Genomic DNA, 21496 nt, shown 5'->3' with positions numbered 1-21496 from the left:
ATACACAATGTAAGCTCAATAAATCAAACCGAAAATACCGTCGCCTCTGTTACATAAAAGAAGCTGACGTAAAGTCAGCTTCCCTTGTATGTTTCTGTTTCTTATTTCATAATTCTTTTTATCAGTTTTAATCCACCTTTAGCTTTATGATACCTCAATGGAATATCCATCTTAGTAGATTGGTGTAATATCCCTTTATCGTGTGAAAACGCATCAAAGCTGTATTTTCCATGGTAAGCGCCCATACCACTTGAACCTACTCCGCCAAATGGTAACTGAGACGTTCCGACATGGTAGATGACATCATTGATACAACCGCCGCCAAATGATAAGTGAGTGACTATATTTTGCTCGGTCTTTTTGTTCTCTGTAAAAAGGTAAAGAGCCAATGGATTCGGACGTTTCCGTACCATCTCAATGACCTCTTGCTCCGTTTCATATTCAAACACAGGTAAGATTGGTCCAAAGATTTCCTCCTCCATTACTTTAGAGTCCCATGAGACATGATCCAGTATCGTCGGCTCGATAAAGCGCCGTTCTCTAATGGCGTTTCCTCCATAAAGAATCGTCCCATCTTGCATATACCCAGTTAGACGATCGAAATGCCTTTCGTTAACGACCATCGGAAAATCTGAATTCCGAGAAACATCTTCACCGAATTGGTCCTTAATTTGTTCAATCAGTTTCTTTAAGAAGGTTTCTTTTACACTTTTATGCACGAGTAAGTAATCTGGAGCCACACATGTTTGCCCGGCATTTGTAAATTTCCCCCACGCGATCCGTTTCGCTGCTATATCTAGTTTTGCATCTTCATGTATAATCGTAGGACTTTTCCCGCCTAATTCAAGAGTAATTGGTGTTAAATGCTTTGCTGCGGCTTCCATAACTACTTTTCCAACTGCAACGCTACCTGTAAAGAAGATGTGGTCAAAGTTAAGAGCAAGTAACGCTGTGCTCGTTTCTACGTCTCCTTCAACGACTGCTACATATTGTTCCTCAAACGTCTGTTGTAATAAGTGTGCCAGAACAGCAGATGTGTGCGGTGTTAATTCTGACGGTTTAATAACGGCACAACACCCTGCAGCAATTGCCCCAATTAACGGTGCTATTGTTAATTGCACCGGATAATTCCACGGTGAAATAATAAGCGAAACCCCATACGGCTGCGGATAAATATAACTATCTGAACCGACATGGGTCATTGGCGTTTTTACCTTACGTGGCTTTACCCAGCCTTTTACATGTTTAATCGTTTCTGATATTTCACTGTAAAGGACGCCCATTTCAGTAAGGTACGCTTCAAAGTCTGATTTATTGAGATCCTTGCGAAGTGCTTCACTAAGCTTCTTTTCATTAGCTTTAAGAGCTTTTTTTAATTTCTTAAGTTGTTTAATTCGAAAATTGACATCATGGGTTACACCGCTATAAAAATAATCTTTTTGCATTTGAAGAAGGTTTTCGTACGATTTGCTCATTTGTTAAACCCCCAATCCAATTTTTATCGCTACCTTTATGTTATCATCTCTCATTCCAAACTGCTTCTGTAACAGCTTGGAATAAATCGATTATTTACGACCGTAATCGGCTTTAATTTCGCCCCATAATTCTGTATGCCATTTGAGGATTGGGTTTTTGTACGTATTTGTTTTCAGCCATTTTTCAGCGCGTTCAACTAGAGACCAGATATACTCTGTGTCTTTATCACGCTTTAAGCTCGAGTTTACTTTTTTATCTCGTACCCACTTCATCGCTGTTTTCGAGTCAGAGTAAATAGGCGTTGTATCTTTTCCTTGTTGTTTTAACCACGCAAGTCCATGTACGATCGCTAAAAACTCACCCATATTGTTCGTACCTATATGTATTTCTGGATGAGAAAACAGAATTTCCCCTGTTTTGGTATTCACACCTTTATACTCAACAATACCAGGATTGCCTCTGCAGCCCACATCGACTGATACACTATCCCATACAACATCACCAACTGCTTCTTCTTTCCCTTTGGCAGCGGGCTTCTTAGAAGCAGAAGACGTTTTTTTTGCCTGAACCTTCCCACTAGAAAGAGCAGCTTCTGCGTCTGCTTTACTTTCAAATGACTTAAACCTAGCGCCTTGAAATCCTTTTACTTGCGCTTCGCATTCCGCCCACGTATTGAATATTCCAGTTTTTCTCCCGCTCCATACCACATAATATTTCTTTTTTGCCAAGACATTCACTCCAGACTAAATTTTATCAATTTTCTATTATTCTTATGATTTATGAACTCACTATTACAGCAAACTTTCTTTGAACGACTACTAATCGATACAACAAGGCCGCCGCACAACAACCAAGACCCGTAATTAACCCGACCCAATATCCATATGGTCCGAGTGGTGTAAAGTTAGCAATGATATAACCCGTTGGAAGACCAATGATCCAAAAAGAAACTAAAGCCATGACAAACGGAATGTTAACGTCTTTGTATCCTCTCAAAGCCCCTTGAATTGGGGTCGCTAGCGCATCTGAAATTTGGAAGAAAATTGCATACAATAGAAACTGCTTAATTAACAGTAATACCGTTGGATCATTTGAGTATAAACCAGCTACCGGTCCTCTTGTCACATATAAAATTAAAGACGCCACAAGGGAGAACAAGACGGCAAACCCTATTCCTAAATAGCTGTATTGTTTAGCATCCTGTAATCGTTTCGCCCCCACTTCATAGCCGACGGCAATCGTTAAAGCAAATGCGACACTCATCGGTATCATATAAAGCAACGATGCAAAATTAATCGCCGCTTGGTGAGCTGCAATCGTCTCAGTATTAAACTGACTCATCAGTAATGTGACTGCAGCAAAAATACTCGTTTCAAAAAAGATTGTAAATCCAATCGGTAAGCCTAATAAAAGTAACTCTTTCCACGCGGAAAAGGAAACACGGAAAAACGTTTTGAATATATTGTATTCTGAAAAGGGGCGAACTTTTATAACGAACAACAAGGAAATCCCTAATATAAACCAATACGTGATTGAAGAGGCATATCCTGCTCCGACTCCCCCTAATCTTGGAAAACCAAAATGACCGAAAATGAGAATATAGTTAAAGAACACATTAATCGGTAAGGCTAACAATGTAATAATCATCGTAACGCGCGTTTGACCGAGTGAGTCAAAAAAGCAACGCACCACGGTATATAAAAATAACGGGAGAATTCCAAAAGACAATCCGATTAAATAATGCTTAGCAATTCTTCTTACCTCATCGGTTAAACTCATGGCGTTAAGAATTGGATTAAGAGCAATGACCCCCGCAACAATAATGACAATGACAATTGCAATTGATAAGTACGTCGCTTGGATAACAGAAAAAGGGACCTTGTCGTATTTTTCCGCTCCTATATCCTGCGCCAAGATTGGTGTTAAAGCCATTAATATCCCAACAAGCCCGGTAAATACCGGCAGCCAGATACTTGAACCGATCGCAACACCGGCTAGATCATCAGCGCCTGCTTGCCCTGACATCACGGTATCAAAAAAGTTCATCCCATAAAGACCTAACTGCGTAATTAGGATGGGGATTAGTATATACATTAACAGCCTTAACTTTTCTTGCCATGTGTTTGTTTGTTTCATGATGTGACCAACTTTCTCTAATCGAACATTATGTACCTATACTATTACAACGAACTTACTCCTTAATGTCTAGCAATTACTACTTAATTATTTATAAATCTTAATAAAAAAGGGTAGCAGGTACCATCAGCGCTTTAAAGTGCTGATGGTACCTGCTACCTATTTAATTGCTGCTCTTGAATAACATCCCTAACATAGTTAGCGATTTCTTTTACATCCATATCTTTATACTGTTCAGCATAGATAGGCGCTGCAATTTTTAAGTCAACAGCTCCGGGTCGAATCCGCTTTTTTTCTTCGAATAATTGATAGGAGCCATTAATTGAAATTGGCACAATCGGAACACCAGATTGTAAAGCAAGCCTGAAACTCCCTGCTTTAAAGCGTCCCATTTCTTTGCCTTTACTTCTCGTGCCTTCTGGAAAAATGACTAAGGAATGACCTTCTTGTAACAGCTTTGCACCTTCATCTATTGCTTGAAGTGACTGTCTGCGGTCTTTTCGTTGCATAAATACGCAATTGATTACTGTCATCCATTGACCAACAATCGGTACTTTTTTTACTTCTTCCTTTGATATAAATCCTTTTGGCTTATCGATATAACCTAGCAATATTGGAATATCAAAATTACCTTGATGATTTGAAACAAATAATACTGCACCTTGTTTCGGTACATGTTCTAATCCTTCTACATTCACTTTCGCCCCTGCAAGCTTAACGAGCGAACGAGACCAACGCTTTGGTAGCGCACCTGACATTTGATCTCTTGCTTCAACGGGCATAGAGTTGTCTAGTCGCTTCATTTTCCACAACGTTGGTAAGCTATAAATTAAATAAAGGGCTAAGTAAATCACCCAGATGATCGTTCGTATCATGATGTACCCTCCACTCTATCCTTCCGATAGTAATTATAGCAGAAAAGTAGAGTAAGAGAGTAGTTCTAAAAAATGTGTAAATTCTTTCTTATTCAGCGGGATGTAATTCTAGTTTTTTACTCGTCTTATGATAAGTTTTTGGATTAATATTAGTTGAATGATATTTGCCATTTACCCAATCCTCTATTTGATTGTCGTACCAGCGACTCGTTACATGCCCGGATTGACCTGGTACAACGACGTGGTAGCTTTCCGATAAATCGGATAGATCCATGACACCACGCCAGCCTGCACCATGATTGACTTCTCCGCTGTTTACATTCCACGCTGCTGCCATAACTGTAATCGCACTTCCACCTACTGGTTGTGGCGTTGGATTGAAAAGTATATGCAACGGTGCAATAGCACCTAGTGGATGTTTAAGTTTAACTTGATGGAAATCTCCCCATGACCACTTCTCCATTCTAGGTCCTTGCACCTCAATCCCGCGGTTTACTGCTCGCTGAAAGGCTTCGAATACCACTTCTTGATATCCCCCCTGATTTTCTATCCAAAGGCTGTCTTCACCGTTAGCTGCCAGGCGGATTAGTTCATCGACAACACTACGTCGCTCTCTAAAATGTTTAAATAAATCTGGGTCAATGCGTTCCTCAAACAAGACATCGGATATCGAAGCAATCCATAAATGATGAATAAGTGGTGCAACTAAATTAGGATCATCTTTAAAATTCCACTCTTCTAGCAAACGAATGGCTTCTTGATCAATATACCGCAACATACTGTGTGATTTTAGCGTTGGTAAAAGCAGTGGCAAAAGCTCCTCGGCTTGCAAATTTCTTTGATCAAATTGTAATGCCTTCATGTCATCAGTTGACATTACTTCTTTACTCGATAGGACATCAACAATTCGCTGTTGCCGGAACGGTTGCGCCCAGCTGTGAGCAATATGGTATGGGTAGTTATCATCGACAATTTTATTATTTGCGGTCGCAATAAAACCTCCATCTGGATTAATAATAGTCGGTAGCTCTTCCCACGGAATATATCCTTGCCACTCATGTTCGTCTGTCCATCCTGGAACAGGTAACAGGGCCTCGTTTGTTTTACGAATGGGAATAAGTCCGTTCGCACGATAAGCAATCGTTCCATCTGTTGATGCAAACACAAAGTTTTGAGCAGGCGCATGGAAATACCTTAAAGCGTCCTCAAACTCTTCCCAATTCGTCGCTTTATTAAAACGAATTACAGCATCTAATTCAGGTGTTGGATCATGCGCTGTCCACCGGAGAGATAACGCACTGTCTGGCTGATCATCATGAGCGAATTCCGAAATGATTGGTCCATGTCGTGTAATGACGACATCAAACTCTATTGATTCTTCCCCCTTAATCTTCAACTCTTCTTTAATGATTTCAGCTTTCTCCCAATTTCCCATGTACTCAAATTCATATGGATGATCTGGATTACGCTTCTCAATATATAATTGTTGGACATCTGGACCGACATTAGTAACTCCCCACGCGATATGTTCATTGTGACCTACAATAATCCCAGGGATTCCTGCAAAGATGACCCCTGTTACATTCACTTCAGGTGATTTTAAATGCGTTTCATACCAAATCGATGGTGTCGCTAATCCTAAATGTGGGTCATCTGCGAGTAACGGCTTTCCTGTTACTGTTTTTTCTCCAGATATCACCCAGTTGTTACTCCCATTTTCTAAATGAGGGCTGTCCGCATAGCCAAAACTTTTGGAGAAATCCAATGTATGCGCTTTCAATAAATCCAATACGTGTGGACCACCTGCAGGATAGGTTGGGAATAACTCAAGAGCTTCCTCTTCTGAAAAGTTTTGAAGTAAATAATGTCTAAACATCTGACTTTCCCAGTTCCCGCCTAAATCATAGGCCATATACTTTCCTAGAGTAATAGAATCTATTACTGACCAAGGGTTCGGTTCATAACCCATGAAACGAAACTCTAGAGGTAACGTTCCTGCCTCTTTGGCTTCACTAATGAAGGCATTTACACCGTCTGCATAAGCTGTTAATGCCTTCATGGCATCCGCTGATAAGTGATCAATCGTTGCTTCAGCAGCTCTTCTTAATCCAAAGGTTCTAAAAAATTTATCATTTTCTACAGTTGCTTCCCCAATCACTTCACTTAACATTCCCGAAGCTTGTCTTCGGCCTAAATCCATTTGAAAGAGTCGATCCTGCGCTGTCACATACCCTTGTGCAAAATAAAGATCATTTTCATTTAAAGCTTCAATATGAGGTACACCGTTCTCATCGCGCCAGACTGTTACAGTTTCTTGTAATCCTGAGAGATGTATCGTTCCTTCAATAACTGGTAGAGGCTTTTTCATTTGAAGGTATCCCCAAATAATAACAGAAGTGACGATTAATACTAAAACTAGCGCTCCAATTAATGCAATCTTTTTGAACAATTGTTGCTTTGTACGACTACTCTGGCTTTGAACGATCGTTTCCAAATAAGTTCCCCCGTTTCCATTTTTACTATTGTATTGGTGGAAATAACTATTTATATATTATATCGATATATATCAGAAAATTCTATATTTTAACAAAAATAAAGGGTGTTTCGTTTATTACCTACCTCTCACCTTTGATTTACTCTTCTATCCTTCCGTTATAAGGAAATCATCTGTCCTAAATCATCGCTCAGCGTAACACTCTGTAAAATTACAGAAAACCCCTCCTCCAACAATCAGCTGAAAATGCCCTTGTTGAAGAAGGGGGGGTGTATCTTTCATTCATTTAGATCTTCACACAATCCTGCGTCTGAACAAAGTAGATATTCATTTCTCCTACTTGTTCCTTCGTTATTTCTTCCCATGCTTGTTTATAAACATTAAGCTGCTTGGCGTAATGATCTTTTAGCTTTTCTATATCTTCTTTTCTTGTAAATCGGTCCGTCTTGTAGTCGACGATAATCCACTCATCATTTTCTTTAAAAATAAGATCGATGATCCCCGTTAATATCGTTTCACCTGTTTCTTCTCGGTACAATGGATGGCCTTCTTGAACCATGACTGTAAATGGCATTTCTGCATACCACTCATCTGATTGTTTGCACCGCTCCCATATAGGTGACTGTAAAAAGGCATCAATCGCATCGTTTACTTCTGGAGCACGTTCTACTGGAATATCATATTTCACTAGAAGCTCCTCAATGACTTCACTTCTAGTTTCATTTCCTTTTAAAATTGCTTCAAACGCTTCATGAATGACACTTCCCCAGTCCTTGCCACCGCCCGTTTCCCTAGCGATGCCTAGTAAGGAATGGTCGTCTCCTGTACGGTCCGTCGGTCGCTCCATCTCGTACGTCTTCTGTTTTAACGGTTCGGCCCAGTTCAAGACTTGCTCGCGGATCTGATTCCACTCGACTGCGCCAATTACGTTTTTATCAACCACTTCAGGTTTAACGATATCTTCAGGCACTTTAAACTCTTCCAATTCAAGTCCCTCAAGCAGATCATTCCACGGATTATTTTTTTCATTGCCTTTATCCATACAACTAATGACAAGCATCTTCTCAGCACGAGTCGCTGCCACATAAACGAGTCGCATTTCTTCAGCTTTTAAATACTCATACTCTTCTGCTTGCAGGCGTTGCCAGTTCGGCGGTTGTGCCATCATCTCATCTTTTTCATTGGTAAAACAAAAGTAACCAATCGAACCTTCTTGCTCGCGCTGGATATGACGGCCAATTTTATCTTTTTGATCGACAAACTTCTTCGGATGAACTAAAAACACGATTGGTGCTTCAAGCCCTTTTGATTTATGAACATTCATGACACGTACGGCATTTTCTTCATCCGGTAAGGTCATTTCTTCTATCGTTTCGTCAACAATTAGTTGCTCTAATCGTTCTACGACAGCGTAAAACTCAGCATGTCCGCTTGCTTCATAAGCTCTTAATTTCTCGAGTACTTGGTAGGTGCGTGTATAATCACGTTTATTTTTTTTCAAACTCATATACTTAGGTAATAAACCGACATCTAACAAGATTTTCTCGATGGCCGCAGTCGGAATGTCTTGTCTGCGCCACATATAGTATTGCTTCAGCTTGTCATATACTGTTTTTAATAATGCTTGCTCTTCTTCAGCTAATGGTTCAGGGATGGCTGTAAATAATGCGAGCCTCCCGCCATGAGTCGTGAAGTTATATAAAAGCTTGTCGCTAATGCCGAATAGCGGGCCTCGTAATACAGCTGCAGCATAAAGAGAATTCGTCGGTTCCGCTAAGAGCTTGAACAGATAGAGCGCCGCACGAAGTTCTTCATCTTCAGCTAAGCTGACCTCTCCGGTTGTCATCACAGGAATACTATATTCTTCTAATTTTTTAGCGTAATCATCGATACCGCCGTTGTACCGGGTCAGGATCATAAAATCTCTTGGTTGCGCTTCACCATTCGTTAGCTTTTCACGAATATACTTTGCAATACCGTCAGCATCAGCTTCAATCACTTCCGCTGTTTTTCTTGCATTAGGAACCATCCATTTATAAATGCCCAATTTCTGTTCTTCTTTCGGGTCATCTCTTTTGACAGAATTTAACGGTCTGTATGCGGCTTGATAACTCGTTTCTTGTTCAGGTAAATGTTGAACAAATACTTCATTTAATGGTTCCGTAACAAGGCTCGTCGTTCGGAAGTTCATCGTTAGGTTCAGCGCTTCCCCGCCCGTACTCGCAATCATCTCCTTTACGCGTTGATAAATATCAATATCTGCGCGCCGGAACCGGTAAATCGACTGCTTCGGGTCTCCAACTACAAAGAGAGATCCTTGACGAGGGGTTAACTTCGTCCAATTCTTTTCTTCAATTTCTTCACCCGTTAGATACAACATTAATTCAGCTTGGATTGGATCCGTATCTTGGAATTCATCAACGAGTAAGCACTTATATTTCTGTTGGAAATACCGACGAACCTCACTGTTTTCCTTTAATAGTTTCGCCGATTCAGAAAGCAAGTCTTGAAAGTTTAATGAAGATCGCTTCTTTTTTAAGTTTTGGTAATAAGCTAACGCTGGCTTTAAAAATGGAATTAACCGACTATGGCAAAATTCAAACCAACTTTCTAATACAGGAGCAACAGCTTCTGCAAGAATGATTTGGCGCTCATCTCTTATTTCTTTTGCTACATCGTTATCTTTCCAACGATTTAAGGTGACCGTTGTTTTCTTTTGATAGGGTCTTAACATCGCCACTTTCGTCTTATCTTTCGCAATATCAAAATACTTTAATTCCCGCATCGTGCGAAGAACTTTCTTCTGAAGCGAGTCATAACCTTTATCAGGCTCTTCTTCTGGTAGATTTGTTTTTACATACTCTATGAATGCTTTTAGCTCAGAGAACACTTCACCTAAATCCGGTCTTTCTGTTTCTTCATAAAACCAGACTACATCAGCATACTCGCGCAACTCATGTAAGTTTGCTCGCAAAGAAGCGACATCAATGCCTAATTCGGATAGCTCATCCAAATGTTCTGGAGATTTTAAGCGAATATCATTAATGTAACGTTCCCACGCTTCATCGGCGATCAGTTTATCTTCTTGTTCATCTAACTCTTTAAAATCAAAATCAAGTCCAGCCTCTACTGGTCGTTCCCGTAACAGCCTGGCACAGAACGAGTGAACCGTTCCAAGGTAACATTGATCAAAGTCCGCTAAGGCACGTTCAATTCTTTCTTTCACATTAGCATCCGTTATTTCTTTTCTTCTTTTCTCTAGTTCGGTTTGAAACCGTTCCTTTAACTCGTCTGCCGCTTTTCGTGTAAACGTAATCGCAACAATTTCTCGGATTTCATATGTTCCTGTTGTCACGAGATTGGCCATTCTTTGAACAAGGCTAAAGGTTTTTCCAGAGCCTGCGCCTGCTTCCACGAGAAAGTTCGTGTTCAAGTGTTCCATAATCTTGTCACGTTCAGATTTATCCATTAATACAACATCAGTCATACGAGCGCACCTCCTTTAACCGTAAAGCTCCTGAAGCTGTTTCTTCTTCGTGTTTTTTTGCAAGTACCTCTTCTTCGTACGTGTGTCTTTGACAAACTATTTTATAATCACAATACTTACAATCATCAGCTGCATCGGTGTAAGGAAAATGCCCTTTAGCAAGGAGGTCACATAAGTGCTCGACGATCGTTAAAAATTGCTGCCGTTCCTCATCGTTATGCTTTCGTACAATTCTCTCACCTTGCCCTTTCAGCGTTGGAAAAAGGTAGGTACTTGAGCTGACTTGTGCATTTTGATGCGTAAAAAGCTTTTCAAATGCAAGTGCATACAGACTGTGTTGAAGTTTACGTCCCCCGTTAAAATAAGCTTTTTCCGTATAGCCATAGGAACTTCCTGTTTTATAATCAATAATTGCATATAGTCCATTCTTCAAACGATCGACACGGTCAATTTTTCCGCTTAATCGGATCGACTCCCCATTGGCGAGATCAATCGTTGCTGGGTCTTGTCCACTAATTCCAAAATTAAATTCAAAGAATAACGGGTCGCCTTCACCACTTGCCTCTTCCTCTGCCTTCAAAAAGACCGCACATGACTCTAGAATTTCCTGGCGCTCTAATAAATAAATGATTTCACTTGGGGGCGGATTGCTTTCTCGTTCGAAAGAGAGCACTTGATCAGCAATTTCAATAATCAGATCTAGATGCTGTTCTACTTGCGGCTTTTCTTTTGCTTCTTTTAAACGTCCATAAAAACGCTCAAACACTTCATGCATTAAACTTCCTCTAGTTGGAGGGTTGAGCCAGCTATACATATCGAATTCTTCTATTTGTTCTTCTTCAACATATAAAATATGCTTTAAAAAATATTTATACGGACAAGTCCCTAGCATCTCTAACTTACTCGTTGTAATCGTAAGCTGTTCATTTTTTCTAGGATCAAGCTTGTCGTGATCATATTCTACTCGACCGTCGAATTCAGTAAACACCTCATTACGACGCGCTTCTCTAGCCAGCTCAGCTTGTTTTAAGTGCATAAATGAAACTTCGTTAAAGACCTCTTTATCTAACTGGCTCTGATCCCATACTTGCTTGGCCCACCATTCATTTTCATGAAGTACATTTGCAGTTTCTTTTTGGATAAAATGAACATCATCTTGCAGAGCAAGAACAAGCTCCTCACCTGTTACGCTAGGTTGTTTCGTCAATAATCGATACGCTTGTAAAAAGATATGCGCTGGAGCAGATCGCCGATTTTCAACCGTATCCATAAACGGATAACTCATTTGCACATGTCCTTTTGTCGTTAACAATAGCTGAACAAATAAATAAAAGTTTCGTTTAACAAACTCACGGCCTAACGTCATCTCAGGATGAATCGCTTTTCTTTCTAGATCAAGAAGAATAGGGTCTTCTTTTTGACGGCCAGGAAATCTGCCGTTATCTAAACCTACGATATACACATGAGGACGATCTAAATACAATCCAATCCGATGAGGCGAGATATGGAGATGACCCGGCTTAGGCATAGATGCTCCAACTGTAAGCTTCATTAACCACTGTTCTGTATCATTTAGTGCCTCACCTAACGTCATGTCTCCATCAGCTAAATGTTCAACTTCTGTTATCGCTTCAATTAGTTGATTTTTGGCAGACGTGTTTAGTGCATTGTTTGAGTTATCCTCTATTGAAATTAAATCTTTCAAAGCAATTAACCACTGTTTATACGAGATAGTACTCCACGTGCTGTCTCCCTCAAACCGTTCCATCCATGGGGTTAACCATTTTTCTAATTGTTTGTATCTCTCTAGCTTTTGAACGACCCGTGTATTGGAAGGATCTTCTTTTATTTTTAGCGCTAAATCGGTCATCTTTTCATGAAGCTTCTGTATATACCTTTCCTTTCCCCAATGAATGTCTGCATCTTGAAGAAGCTCAATGACTTTTTCTCCTGACAGTTCTATTTGGTTTAATGATATACAGCCTTCTCTAATTAATTTAGCCAGCATCTTGATGCTGTAGTTTTCACGCATCCACTGAAATACACCTTTTATAAGCTTTCCAGGTTTTGTCAGATTAACTGGGACGCCTTCAGCAAACGTGACACACTCCTCCAGCTTTTGTTTTTGCACAAAGCGAAGAACACTTTCTACGTATGGTCGTCCACTTGTATAGAAAATGACGGATTGATCAAAAGGCAATTTCTTATTCTTCAATTCCCTAAATACACCATGAATTTCTTCATCTTCACTGATGGCTGCTTTTAAAACAAGATCCGGTTCACTAGGGGCATTTTCGATTTGATATAAGAAACTAAATGGATGATGCGATTCGATATTCTTGGTCGGGGGCACCATCGACGGCAGCGGCTCTAACCCAACAACTGCTGGAAAGTCTAGTGCAACAACCTCTTCGCCTTTTGTATAATGCAAGAAAAATTCTTTCTCGATTCGGTAATAAGCTTCATGAGGAAAAAAGATATAAAGTGACTGTTTTTTTGGCGCGACAGGTTGTTGCATGGCAAGCTCGAAGATATCAGCCGTATCCAGCAATCGATTTTCTTGGCGTTTTTGTTCATACGCTTGAAAGAGCTGGTATAGATCTTCTCCTTTCTCTCGCTTTAGAAATGCTTGTGTTGGAAAAGTTTGTACAGATACTCTCGCTTGTTTTAAATCTAATATCGCTTGGTAAACAGCTTGGCTAAATGCAGGGGTCAATTGAACAGTGTTAAAATAATTTAACTGTTTATTGGCTTTCAGTTTTTGCAGTTCTGAAAAAATATATTGTTTGCCAATTTGGTATGGCATTTGTTTATAATCGGCTTTTTTCATAACAGGTTTAATCGACTCAAGAGCTAAGTCCATAAACGTTTTGACCTTGACATTAAGAACAGGTTGGCCGGCTCTCGCTAAAGCTTGTATCACGAGTTGTCCATCACGGTGTGAAGGAACAACAAAAATCTTTTCTGTTAATTTATTGTTTGTAACAATTTCAATGAGTTGCTCAATAATAGAATGAGGATTCATATTAACCTCCTAGCTTTTAGTAAATCACCCTTTAATTATACAGAAATCACCAGAAAAAAGCGAATGTTAGTTCTCTTTTAAATATTTATTGACACAAAATCTATTTATCTTTGCTACCTCGGTCTCTATCTTTTTAAGCTACAATAAAGTTGACATCTTCAGCCAATTCATCCAGAGTACTAATACGCTTGTTTACATGAATGTGGAGGGGAAAAAATTGAATAAATTAGACCAGTTAATTGAAGTAGCACCATTACTAAAAGAATTGTTTTTAGAAGAAGACAATATGATTGCAATAAGCAACTTAAGCGAAATTGTATATTATGTTCCCGGTAAAACTCTAAATACAGCCAGAATAGGAGATAGGCTTGTAGAGGGAGACGGGCTGTTTGACGCGATCAAAGCCAAGCAGACGCTACGTGTTAATATACCTAAAGAGGTAAAAGGTGTTCCCTTTCGTGCAGTTACAATTTCTATTCGTGCTAACAACGGAGAAATTATTGGTGCTTTCGGAATTGGCTGGAGTCTAGAGGAAGTGTATAAAATAAATGAATTATCAGAAACGCTAGCTGCTTCTATTGAAGAAATATCTGCCAGCCTTTCAGAGATTTCAAATACAGCTTTAGAATCATCTGCTTCTCAAGAAAAAATTACAGAATCTGCTCATGATATGAAAAAACATGCTGATGAAACACAAACAATTACGAGTCTAATTAAAAAAATTGCAGGACAAACGAACCTTCTTGCCTTAAACGCTGCCATTGAAGCTGCTCGTGCAGGCGATCATGGTAAAGGCTTTGCTGTAGTAGCTAACGAGGTTCGAAAGCTCTCAGTAGAAAGTAATGACGCTGTCAAGGGAATAGAGCTTTCTTTACACGAAATGAAGGAAGGCATTACTGCTATACAAAACCAAATTGTTCAGACTTCTCAATATGTCCACTCACAAACCGCCGCTACCGAGGAGATCACAACTGCTGTTCAATCGTTACATTCTGTTGTTGACGACTTATTAAAACTTTCCAAAGTAAATTAAAGCTATAAGATGAAAAGGGTTCCTGCGCAAGGGCCCTTTTCAATTTTACCTCTTTTTCTTCTCCAGCTCACGATTTACAACTATTCGTTCACGCTTTCTCCTAATTCCTCCCTGATCGCTCACGATTCACAGCTTTTCGTTCACAATATCTCCTAATTTCTCCCTCTACCGCTCACGCTCCACAGCTTTTCGTTCAAGCCTCCTCCTAATTTCTTCCTCTACCGCTCACGTTTCCTCCCTTTCCGTTCACGCTTCCTCCTAACTTTTCCCTTAACCGCTCACGATTCACAGCTTTTCGTTCACGATATCTCCTAATTTCTCCCTCTACCGCTCACGATCCACAGCTTTTCGTTCACGCTATCTCCTAATTTTCCCCTCTACGGCTAACGGTTCACGCCTTTCCGTTCACGCTCCAGCGTACGCCATTCCACTCTCTTAGTTATAAAAGCAAACAACATTTCACTTTTCATACAAAAACATTTACAATAGTTGGTAAGGAGAAAGATGGCGAACAAAAAATCTCTCCAGCGAAAGGAAGGTTATTTTATGACTCTACCTGCTTGTCTGCTCGGGAAAACTGTTAGTTTAAATAACAATTCCCACTATCTTATCAAGTATCAAGAACCTACTGACAAGGATAACCATGTCATTTTATTTGAAGAGGACCGTCCGAAAATTTATGCCCGTATATCTCATACAGGTGAATTTTTACAATCTTTTTTTCTAAATAAAACACATGATCCACATGCTGCACGCTGCCTTGAACAATGTAAGCAAATTGAAGCTGCTAGAACGAATAGTCCACTTACTCAAGCTGATATTAAAGATGCTTTAAATGACGAAGAACATGCTAAATTCCATAATAAAAACTTAGAAAAACTTCTTTCGGATGAACATTTACAAGACATTAAAAATTGTTGGCCTTCCCGTTTATTATCTTCTCAATCCATGAACCACAAGACTTCTAACTCATTGATCCATTCCACACTAATAACAGCACTCTCTACTGCAAATCCAAAAAAATCCATTGATTTCTTACTACTACATCGTTATGACCGTTTTTTAATCCATCTTATGAAACATTTTGAAAAATCCCCCACTTTAGTGACTGATATTTTATCGTACTACTACAAGCATCATGCGTATGATGAAGCGAGTACTTTTCTCACTCGATTAGCTAAAAAAGTGTCCTTAGAAGACGTCTCTTTTTTGAATTTTGTTTTAGATGAAAGTCGTAAGTTAAATAAAATTTACAACCAATCATCTGTTTTCAAACAAGTATTTTTAACCATTTACCAACGCGGAAAAAGAAAATACGGAAAAGATGTCACTTCATGGTTGAGTTCCATAACCAATGAAAAGAGAAACCACTTAAAACAGGACATTCTTCAATTAATCAAAGATAAGAAAAACAAGGAAACAAGTTAATGTATAGCAAACAGGGTTTTCTATTTCACACAAAGCATTATTTGAATAAATTGAGAAAAATAAATAAACACTATTAACGCTAGGAAAACAAATTTACCCTAGCGTTTTTTTCTGCTCCCAGCATTAAATTTACTAGTCGAGTCATTAATAAAGTATTTTCTTATAGATAGAACGATACTTTAGCCCACCCTCTAATTACTCATTGACGCTTCAGGAAAATCCTTCCTATAATATAAATCGTAATAATTACTATTTACAAAGGGGATAATTTTACAAATGAAAAGTTATGTACACACCACAAAGACACTTGTTTCAGTATTGTTATTAGCTGTATTTTTACTTATTACAGGATGCAGTTCAAACTCAACTTCAACTGCAAACGAAGAAACGTCTTCTAGCGAAGATATGTCCGATGAGCTTCTATCTGAAAATGATGAGGCTGATGAGGAAGAACATAAGGAAGAAGAGGCAGAACAAAGTGATAAAGAAGAGAAAAACGGAACACGCATTGCCGTCAGCTATGATGCAGGTGTAATCATTTTAGATGGAAACTTTCAAGTCATTGAAACTCTAGAAACAACCACAAGTGCTATGGGTCTAGCAGACGACAATCGTCACTTGTTTCTCAACAACCGCGAAGAAGGTATAGTAAAGCTTCTTGATTTAGGTGTATGGGTAGATAGCCATGGCGATCATGGACATACATATGCAGAGGCACCTGTTGTGTCAGACTATGAAATACATGGTGAAAAGCCAACACACTTCGTAACTCACAATGGAAAAACAGCCATCTTCTATGATGGTGATGGTCTTGTAGAAGTTTATACAAACAAAAGTTTAAAAACTAGTAAAAAGCCAGAGCCTATGATTACGATTCCTGGCATTGGACATCACGGCGTTGCAGTACCATTATCAAATGGAAATTATGCTGTATCCTACACAGATGAAGAAGATCCACAGCCACTTCCAGAAGGTATCGTTATTTATGATGAAACAGGCGAAGAAGTATCCCGCTATGCCTCTTGTCCTCGCCTACATGGTGAAGCTTCTCACGGGTCGAAAGAAAAAGAGATGGTTGCCTTTGGTTGTGAAGGGCAGGTTCTCTTGTATCTTCCTCATACAGATGAAGCGATAGAAATTTCGTTACCTGATGAAGAGGCACGAGTGGGAACGATTAAGAGTCATAATGACAGCCGTTATTTCCTAGCAAATTACAGTAGTAAAGAAAAACCAGAGCTCGGTACCAATGTTAGTGTCATTGATACAAATGAAAAAACACTTAATACCATTGATATCTCAACACCTTATATAAGCTCAATGGCAGTTAATGCAAATGGAGAAGGATTTGTCCTAGGCATAAATGGAACCCTCTATCAGCTGGACTTAGCGAATGGAACGATTATATCTGAACTTCAGGTGATTGATCCATTTGAGTTAGCTGAGGGACACGGTCATGATCATGTCTACCCAAGTCTAACATTAGTCAATGATCAAGTCGTCATTACAGATCCAACTAATAACACACTTCTACATGTACATGATGACCACGTGGATACAGTATTAACTCTAGACGTGCAACCAACAGGTATATTATCAGTCACTGCTTTTTAATATTAACGGTCATGCTTCTCAAAACTAATCTAGGACCAAAACTAAAATGGTCCTAGATTAATTTTTATTCAATAAAAGCACCTTTACTTCAATAAGTATGAATCCCTTTTCCAATAAAACTAGCAGATACAGGTTGTAATCCTAGTTCTCTTGACCAAACTGAGAGTTGACCGATATGATGAATTTCGTGTGCAATTATATGGTGAAGTATTTCATCGACAGTGTATTTTTCTTCATCCCAAGAAACACTTATAACTTTTCCCTTTAAACCATCTAAATTTGATTGTAAAAACTTAGCTATTTCATTGCGTAATTCATCTGATAGAGGTTTAACCTTTCTAAGTGAATTATAGTCTTCAAACTGAAATGTTACGTCTTCCTTCTTCTGAATACCACGAATCCAGCTATATTCGACATCAATAATATGAAAAAAGGTATATAAAATACTTCCCACTCCACCTCTGCGTTCTTTTATCAACTCTTCAGTCGCTACTTGGGCGCACCAGTCAAACCACTCATCTCTTACTTTCCAGTTATATTCAAAGAATTTTATCAATAAGAACACTCCCATATGTTGTATTCCTAATAAGATCGAGCACTGCCCCCTACATTCTCCATCGCCTTCTTATATATGAAAGATAGCCAACAAGGAACGGAATTGCCCCACTTCCTTCTTAAAGAAAAACATCCGTTTAGTTTAAAAAGGTTGCTCTTTATTGGATTTTTTTAATTTACTCAATCTTCCTGAAAGTAAAACTGAAAATAGCAATGAAAGACTAGCTATTCCGATTGCAATATAGATCAAATAAGTTGGAGTTGTATTTGGTCTTACTTGATATGCTAGCTCTAAATCAACGCTATCAGCATTTTCGAAATCTATTTTTCTAACAAAGTCATCTTCATTTATAAGTTCATCTTCATTAGTCATATACCAACTGTCCATCGGCAACTTTCCCTCAACTCTGCTAGGGGTAAATCTTTTCATTTCCCCCTTAAGATTTGTTACATTTAAACTAGAAAAATCAGTAATTTTATAAACATCTGCAGGGTAATTAAATTTGATAGTAAAAATGCGGGGCAAAATATTTTCTATGCTGCTTAATAGCAGAAAACGATCACCGTATGTAGTCACTGTCGAGCTGCCACCTCGACTTAAACCCATCAGTCTGCTTATAAATTGTAATTGATGCTGCTTCTTTTGGTTGTAACCTACCTGAAATTTGGTATGAACCGTTGCCCAAGTTCTCAAAAGTTAGTTCATCAGCTAAATTAACTAGCTGAACAAAACCAACATTTAGATTATCATTAACTCCTAATTGAAAGCTCTCTGAAAAGACTTGTATCTCATTTGTCTTGTTAGTATAGGTACGCACCATCTGATATTGAAATATTCCATCGTAACTACCATTACCAGAAAGAAAAACATCAAGAGACACATTATTTTCTTCCGCATAACCCTTGCCCGTATAACTAATGGTAAAGATAATTATTACTAGTACTATTATCTTGTCGCGGCTCCTCAACTTTTCCCTCCCCTTTTGGCACTAAAGCTCTCCGTTACTTTAAGAATATTACGTTTTAGATTATGATTATTGGTATTCCTGAATATAATTATTGACCCAATCCATATCGATTGGTCCATTTAAAACATTATAATACTTACCTTCATTTAAAAAATGTACACGCCTTTCATAAATGGAAGCCATTATAGGTTTATTTTTGGAGTAGATAGTAAGCATAAAGCCTTCTTCTTCTGAAACATCACTATCCCACTCATTATCATTCATCCTTTTAACTCGATATTGACTTAGAAAATCGTCTAGCTTTTCTGCATGTTCCTTTTTATCAGTTCTTACTTCTAAGTGCTCGTGACCCTCATTAAAGACAAACGAATCGAAATCAGTAGAATTAAAACTAATTAAATCGTCTAATCCCTTTGCTCTATAATCATTAAAAATGTTAATAGAGAAAAAGATTATTATTACAAGTCCAATAATTAGAAACCATTTTCTTTTCATTTAACCCCCTCCTAGTTTTATTAAAATTCATAATCACTGAAGACTGGTGTCACAATGATCATTATGAACCTATCATTCTATATCTTCTTTAAAAAAAATCCATTTTTCTTGTATTAACACTACAAGACCTTCATCATATAAAGCATATTGTGCACCTTCGTAACCAAAGTTACTTTCCCCATTCTGTGCGGGTTTTTCTGTGCTTTTTACCGATGATGTTATTACTCCGGATATTGCATGATCACCAATTTCTAGTGGTATTTCTTTCCCAGTATCCATGTAGATCCTTTCATTTACCATAATCATCGGTCGTCTATCGGACAAACTTTCCTCTTTTTCGTTGTGGGAACAACCGAAAATACCTAACAAATAAAAGGTGCATAGAATAAGAGCAAAAAACTTCTTCAAAATAGCACTTCCTCCATTTCTATGTCGCGTACGATATACATTTTCTATCTACTCTTTTTTACCTTTTATTAAAAAAATATTTATGGAGCCAATTCAAGAAAATAATTTCTTACTTCTGGTGGTACCTCTTCAATTGCATGAACTTTTAATTTTTGAAAACCTCGTGTACCTGGTGAAGTTTTAATCAGATACGTTTTCTCTTCATATTCAAAAAGAGTAAATTGGTTTATACTGTTTGCTTGATTATCTATACTCGTGATAAATTCATAATCTTCTTCCTTAAAATTAGCCTCATACCCATCTAACATCAAACTTTGCGCCTTTTCAAAACTTTTCGCAAAAGATAATAATTGATATAAGTCTAATGAATTAACAGGTTTAAATAGTTGAGTATAGTAACTGAACGAAATAAAAATAACAAATACAACGGCTCCAGATATTACCCTTTCTTTTAATGGCACTTTCTTAAAATTGGCCACTGACTAATTCTCCCTTCATTACCCATTTCACCTTATGACACATCTTTGCTTTTCACCAATAATTTTCGATTTGCTATGAATGAAATCAAGAAAGAAGCAATGATAGAACATGTAATGATAAGTGCTAAATTAAGAAATGCAAGTTCTGAGTAGTTCCCAAATAGCAAAAGAAAAATGAATGGTATACCAAACCACCTTGATTTAAAGAGTCCAGCCCAGCCAATAGATTCAGTGCTATCTTTCTGCTTTTTTGAAAATAGGATCGGTGAAAAAATAAGTATAAAGAGTCCTAACGTTAAGAGAATGCCAAGGATATCAAATTTCAAAAACTCCCCACTCCTTTCAGTAAGTACTATAGATCACAGTTAACGCTTTTCTACTTAGAAATTGTATATTCATCGACAATCTTTCCGGTGTTAAGGTCCCGTAAATAAATCGTGCCGCCTCTAATCGTGTCACCACTTTCGTAATACCAAAGGTAGAAACCTTCGAGGCCTAATTCTTCCACTTCGTCTTCCGGCAGCATCGCTAATGGCAATAGTCCAGCTGGTTCCTCCTCGACAATTACTTCATAACGGGTTCCATCTGGAATTAACCCGTAGATTAAGTGACCACCATATCCTTGATACCCTGATAGCTTATCGTAGGCATCGACATCACCTAAAGGACTGTACGTAATCATTGGCGGTTTCCAGCCAAGTAATCCTTTTTTTAATTGAGCTGCACCTAAATGTTTCCCTTCTTTAAATAAGAAGAATAAAGCCTCATTACCGATCTTGTAGGCAGGAATTAAGATTAGATTAGGATCGGTGGCAAATAACGCTTGTTGAGGTTCTGGATACGATTGCTGGTATTCATCATACATAAAACCACCAATGACAATCGCTATGACAAATAACCCTATCATGAACATCATTTGTTTCTTATTCACGCTTACACCTCTCCTCAGATTTTTTTAATACTAAGTTCTCTTCATAACTAAACCATATATACGTTTGCATTACTAATAAGTTTCGATTTTTTCTG

Annotated in this window: 17 protein-coding genes; 3 read left to right on the top strand and 14 right to left on the bottom strand. The window is 38.4% G+C overall.

Going from position 1 to position 21496, the window contains the following annotated elements; all coding sequences use genetic code 11:
- Positions 1–101: 101 nt before the first annotated feature.
- The 7 genes from N7Z68_RS18055 to N7Z68_RS18025 all read right to left on the bottom strand — a co-directional run bounded on the left by N7Z68_RS18055 (position 102) and on the right by N7Z68_RS18025 (position 13493).
- Positions 102–1475 carry an aldehyde dehydrogenase gene (locus N7Z68_RS18055; protein WP_275119875.1) on the bottom strand — a complete coding sequence of 458 codons (1374 nt, stop codon included), beginning with the start codon at positions 1473–1475 and terminating at the stop codon, positions 102–104.
- Between the two features lie 90 nt (positions 1476–1565).
- On the bottom strand, positions 1566–2204 hold the full coding sequence (gene rnhA / locus N7Z68_RS18050) for a ribonuclease H (protein ID WP_275119874.1): 639 nt from the start codon (positions 2202–2204) through the stop codon (positions 1566–1568).
- Between the two features lie 49 nt (positions 2205–2253).
- The gene (locus tag N7Z68_RS18045; RefSeq protein ID WP_275119873.1) at positions 2254–3612 is read right to left on the bottom strand and encodes an MATE family efflux transporter; all 1359 of its coding nucleotides are present in this window, start codon (positions 3610–3612) and stop codon (positions 2254–2256) included.
- Positions 3613–3767: 155 nt separating this feature from the next.
- Positions 3768–4487 carry a lysophospholipid acyltransferase family protein gene (locus N7Z68_RS18040; RefSeq protein ID WP_275119872.1) on the bottom strand — a complete coding sequence of 240 codons (720 nt, stop codon included), beginning with the start codon at positions 4485–4487 and terminating at the stop codon, positions 3768–3770.
- An 88-nt stretch (positions 4488–4575) separates the two neighbouring features.
- Positions 4576–6981, bottom strand: coding sequence for a penicillin acylase family protein (locus N7Z68_RS18035; protein ID WP_275119871.1), 2406 nt, complete (start codon positions 6979–6981; stop codon positions 4576–4578).
- 286 nt (positions 6982–7267) lie between these two features.
- A complete protein-coding gene (locus tag N7Z68_RS18030; protein ID WP_275119870.1) occupies positions 7268–10468 on the bottom strand; it encodes a UvrD-helicase domain-containing protein in 3201 nt (1066 codons plus the stop codon).
- On the bottom strand, positions 10461–13493 hold the full coding sequence (locus N7Z68_RS18025) for a PD-(D/E)XK nuclease family protein (protein WP_275119869.1): 3033 nt from the start codon (positions 13491–13493) through the stop codon (positions 10461–10463). The genes N7Z68_RS18030 and N7Z68_RS18025 overlap by 8 nt, the downstream gene beginning before the upstream one ends.
- A 217-nt stretch (positions 13494–13710) precedes the next feature.
- Here N7Z68_RS18025 and N7Z68_RS18020 point away from each other — a divergent pair, with 217 nt between their 5' ends.
- The 3 genes from N7Z68_RS18020 (at position 13711) to N7Z68_RS18010 (ending at position 17565) form a co-directional block, all read left to right on the top strand.
- Positions 13711–14526, top strand: coding sequence for a methyl-accepting chemotaxis protein (locus tag N7Z68_RS18020; RefSeq protein WP_275119868.1), 816 nt, complete (start codon positions 13711–13713; stop codon positions 14524–14526).
- 546 nt (positions 14527–15072) lie between these two features.
- Positions 15073–15954, top strand: a complete 882-nt coding sequence (locus tag N7Z68_RS18015; RefSeq protein ID WP_275119867.1) for a hypothetical protein — start codon at positions 15073–15075, stop codon at positions 15952–15954.
- Between the two features lie 276 nt (positions 15955–16230).
- Positions 16231–17565: a hypothetical protein gene (locus tag N7Z68_RS18010; protein WP_275119866.1), complete on the top strand. Its 1335-nt coding sequence runs from the start codon at positions 16231–16233 to the stop codon at positions 17563–17565.
- 88 nt (positions 17566–17653) lie between these two features.
- Here the strand turns inward: N7Z68_RS18010 and N7Z68_RS18005 are convergent, their stop codons facing one another.
- The 7 genes from N7Z68_RS18005 to N7Z68_RS17975 all read right to left on the bottom strand — a co-directional run bounded on the left by N7Z68_RS18005 (position 17654) and on the right by N7Z68_RS17975 (position 21401).
- Positions 17654–18136, bottom strand: coding sequence for a DinB family protein (locus N7Z68_RS18005; protein ID WP_275119865.1), 483 nt, complete (start codon positions 18134–18136; stop codon positions 17654–17656).
- A gap of 126 nt (positions 18137–18262) precedes the next feature.
- The gene (locus tag N7Z68_RS18000; RefSeq protein WP_275119864.1) at positions 18263–18697 is read right to left on the bottom strand and encodes a hypothetical protein; all 435 of its coding nucleotides are present in this window, start codon (positions 18695–18697) and stop codon (positions 18263–18265) included.
- Complete coding sequence (locus tag N7Z68_RS17995; RefSeq protein ID WP_275119863.1) at positions 18681–19088, bottom strand: hypothetical protein; 408 nt, start codon at positions 19086–19088, stop codon at positions 18681–18683. Before N7Z68_RS17995 ends, N7Z68_RS18000 begins: the two co-directional genes overlap by 17 nt.
- Before the next feature lie 66 nt (positions 19089–19154).
- Entirely contained in the window at positions 19155–19583 is a 429-nt protein-coding gene (locus N7Z68_RS17990) for a hypothetical protein (RefSeq protein ID WP_275119862.1), read from the bottom strand.
- 72 nt (positions 19584–19655) lie between these two features.
- A complete protein-coding gene (locus tag N7Z68_RS17985; RefSeq protein WP_275119861.1) occupies positions 19656–19991 on the bottom strand; it encodes a hypothetical protein in 336 nt (111 codons plus the stop codon).
- An 80-nt stretch (positions 19992–20071) separates the two neighbouring features.
- Positions 20072–20470: a hypothetical protein gene (locus N7Z68_RS17980; RefSeq protein WP_275119860.1), complete on the bottom strand. Its 399-nt coding sequence runs from the start codon at positions 20468–20470 to the stop codon at positions 20072–20074.
- Positions 20471–20846: 376 nt separating this feature from the next.
- The gene (locus tag N7Z68_RS17975; RefSeq protein ID WP_275119859.1) at positions 20847–21401 is read right to left on the bottom strand and encodes an aspartyl-tRNA synthetase; all 555 of its coding nucleotides are present in this window, start codon (positions 21399–21401) and stop codon (positions 20847–20849) included.
- Between the last annotated feature and the right edge of the window lie 95 nt (positions 21402–21496).

The sequence above is a fragment of the Alkalihalobacterium chitinilyticum genome, from assembly GCF_029028005.1.
GTDB classification, from domain to species: domain Bacteria; phylum Bacillota; class Bacilli; order Bacillales; family Bacillaceae_F; genus Alkalihalobacterium; species Alkalihalobacterium chitinilyticum.
Note: the sequence above shows the minus strand (reverse complement) of the source record. Positions and strands in the feature narration are given on the sequence as shown.

Excerpts from the sequence above, each read along its gene's own strand:
- N7Z68_RS18055 (WP_275119875.1), bottom strand. The coding sequence starts at position 1,475 with ATGAGCAAATCGTACGAAAACCTTCTTCAAATGCAAAAAGATTATTTT.
- N7Z68_RS18045 (WP_275119873.1), bottom strand. The coding sequence starts at position 3,612 with ATGAAACAAACAAACACATGGCAAGAAAAGTTAAGGCTGTTAATGTAT.
- N7Z68_RS18040 (WP_275119872.1), bottom strand. The coding sequence starts at position 4,487 with ATGATACGAACGATCATCTGGGTGATTTACTTAGCCCTTTATTTAATT.
- N7Z68_RS18030 (WP_275119870.1), bottom strand. The coding sequence starts at position 10,468 with ATGACTGATGTTGTATTAATGGATAAATCTGAACGTGACAAGATTATG.
- N7Z68_RS18025 (WP_275119869.1), bottom strand. The coding sequence starts at position 13,493 with ATGAATCCTCATTCTATTATTGAGCAACTCATTGAAATTGTTACAAAC.
- N7Z68_RS18015 (WP_275119867.1), top strand. The coding sequence starts at position 15,073 with ATGACTCTACCTGCTTGTCTGCTCGGGAAAACTGTTAGTTTAAATAAC.
- N7Z68_RS18010 (WP_275119866.1), top strand. The coding sequence starts at position 16,231 with ATGAAAAGTTATGTACACACCACAAAGACACTTGTTTCAGTATTGTTA.
- N7Z68_RS18005 (WP_275119865.1), bottom strand. The coding sequence starts at position 18,136 with ATGGGAGTGTTCTTATTGATAAAATTCTTTGAATATAACTGGAAAGTA.
- N7Z68_RS17990 (WP_275119862.1), bottom strand. The coding sequence starts at position 19,583 with ATGAAAAGAAAATGGTTTCTAATTATTGGACTTGTAATAATAATCTTT.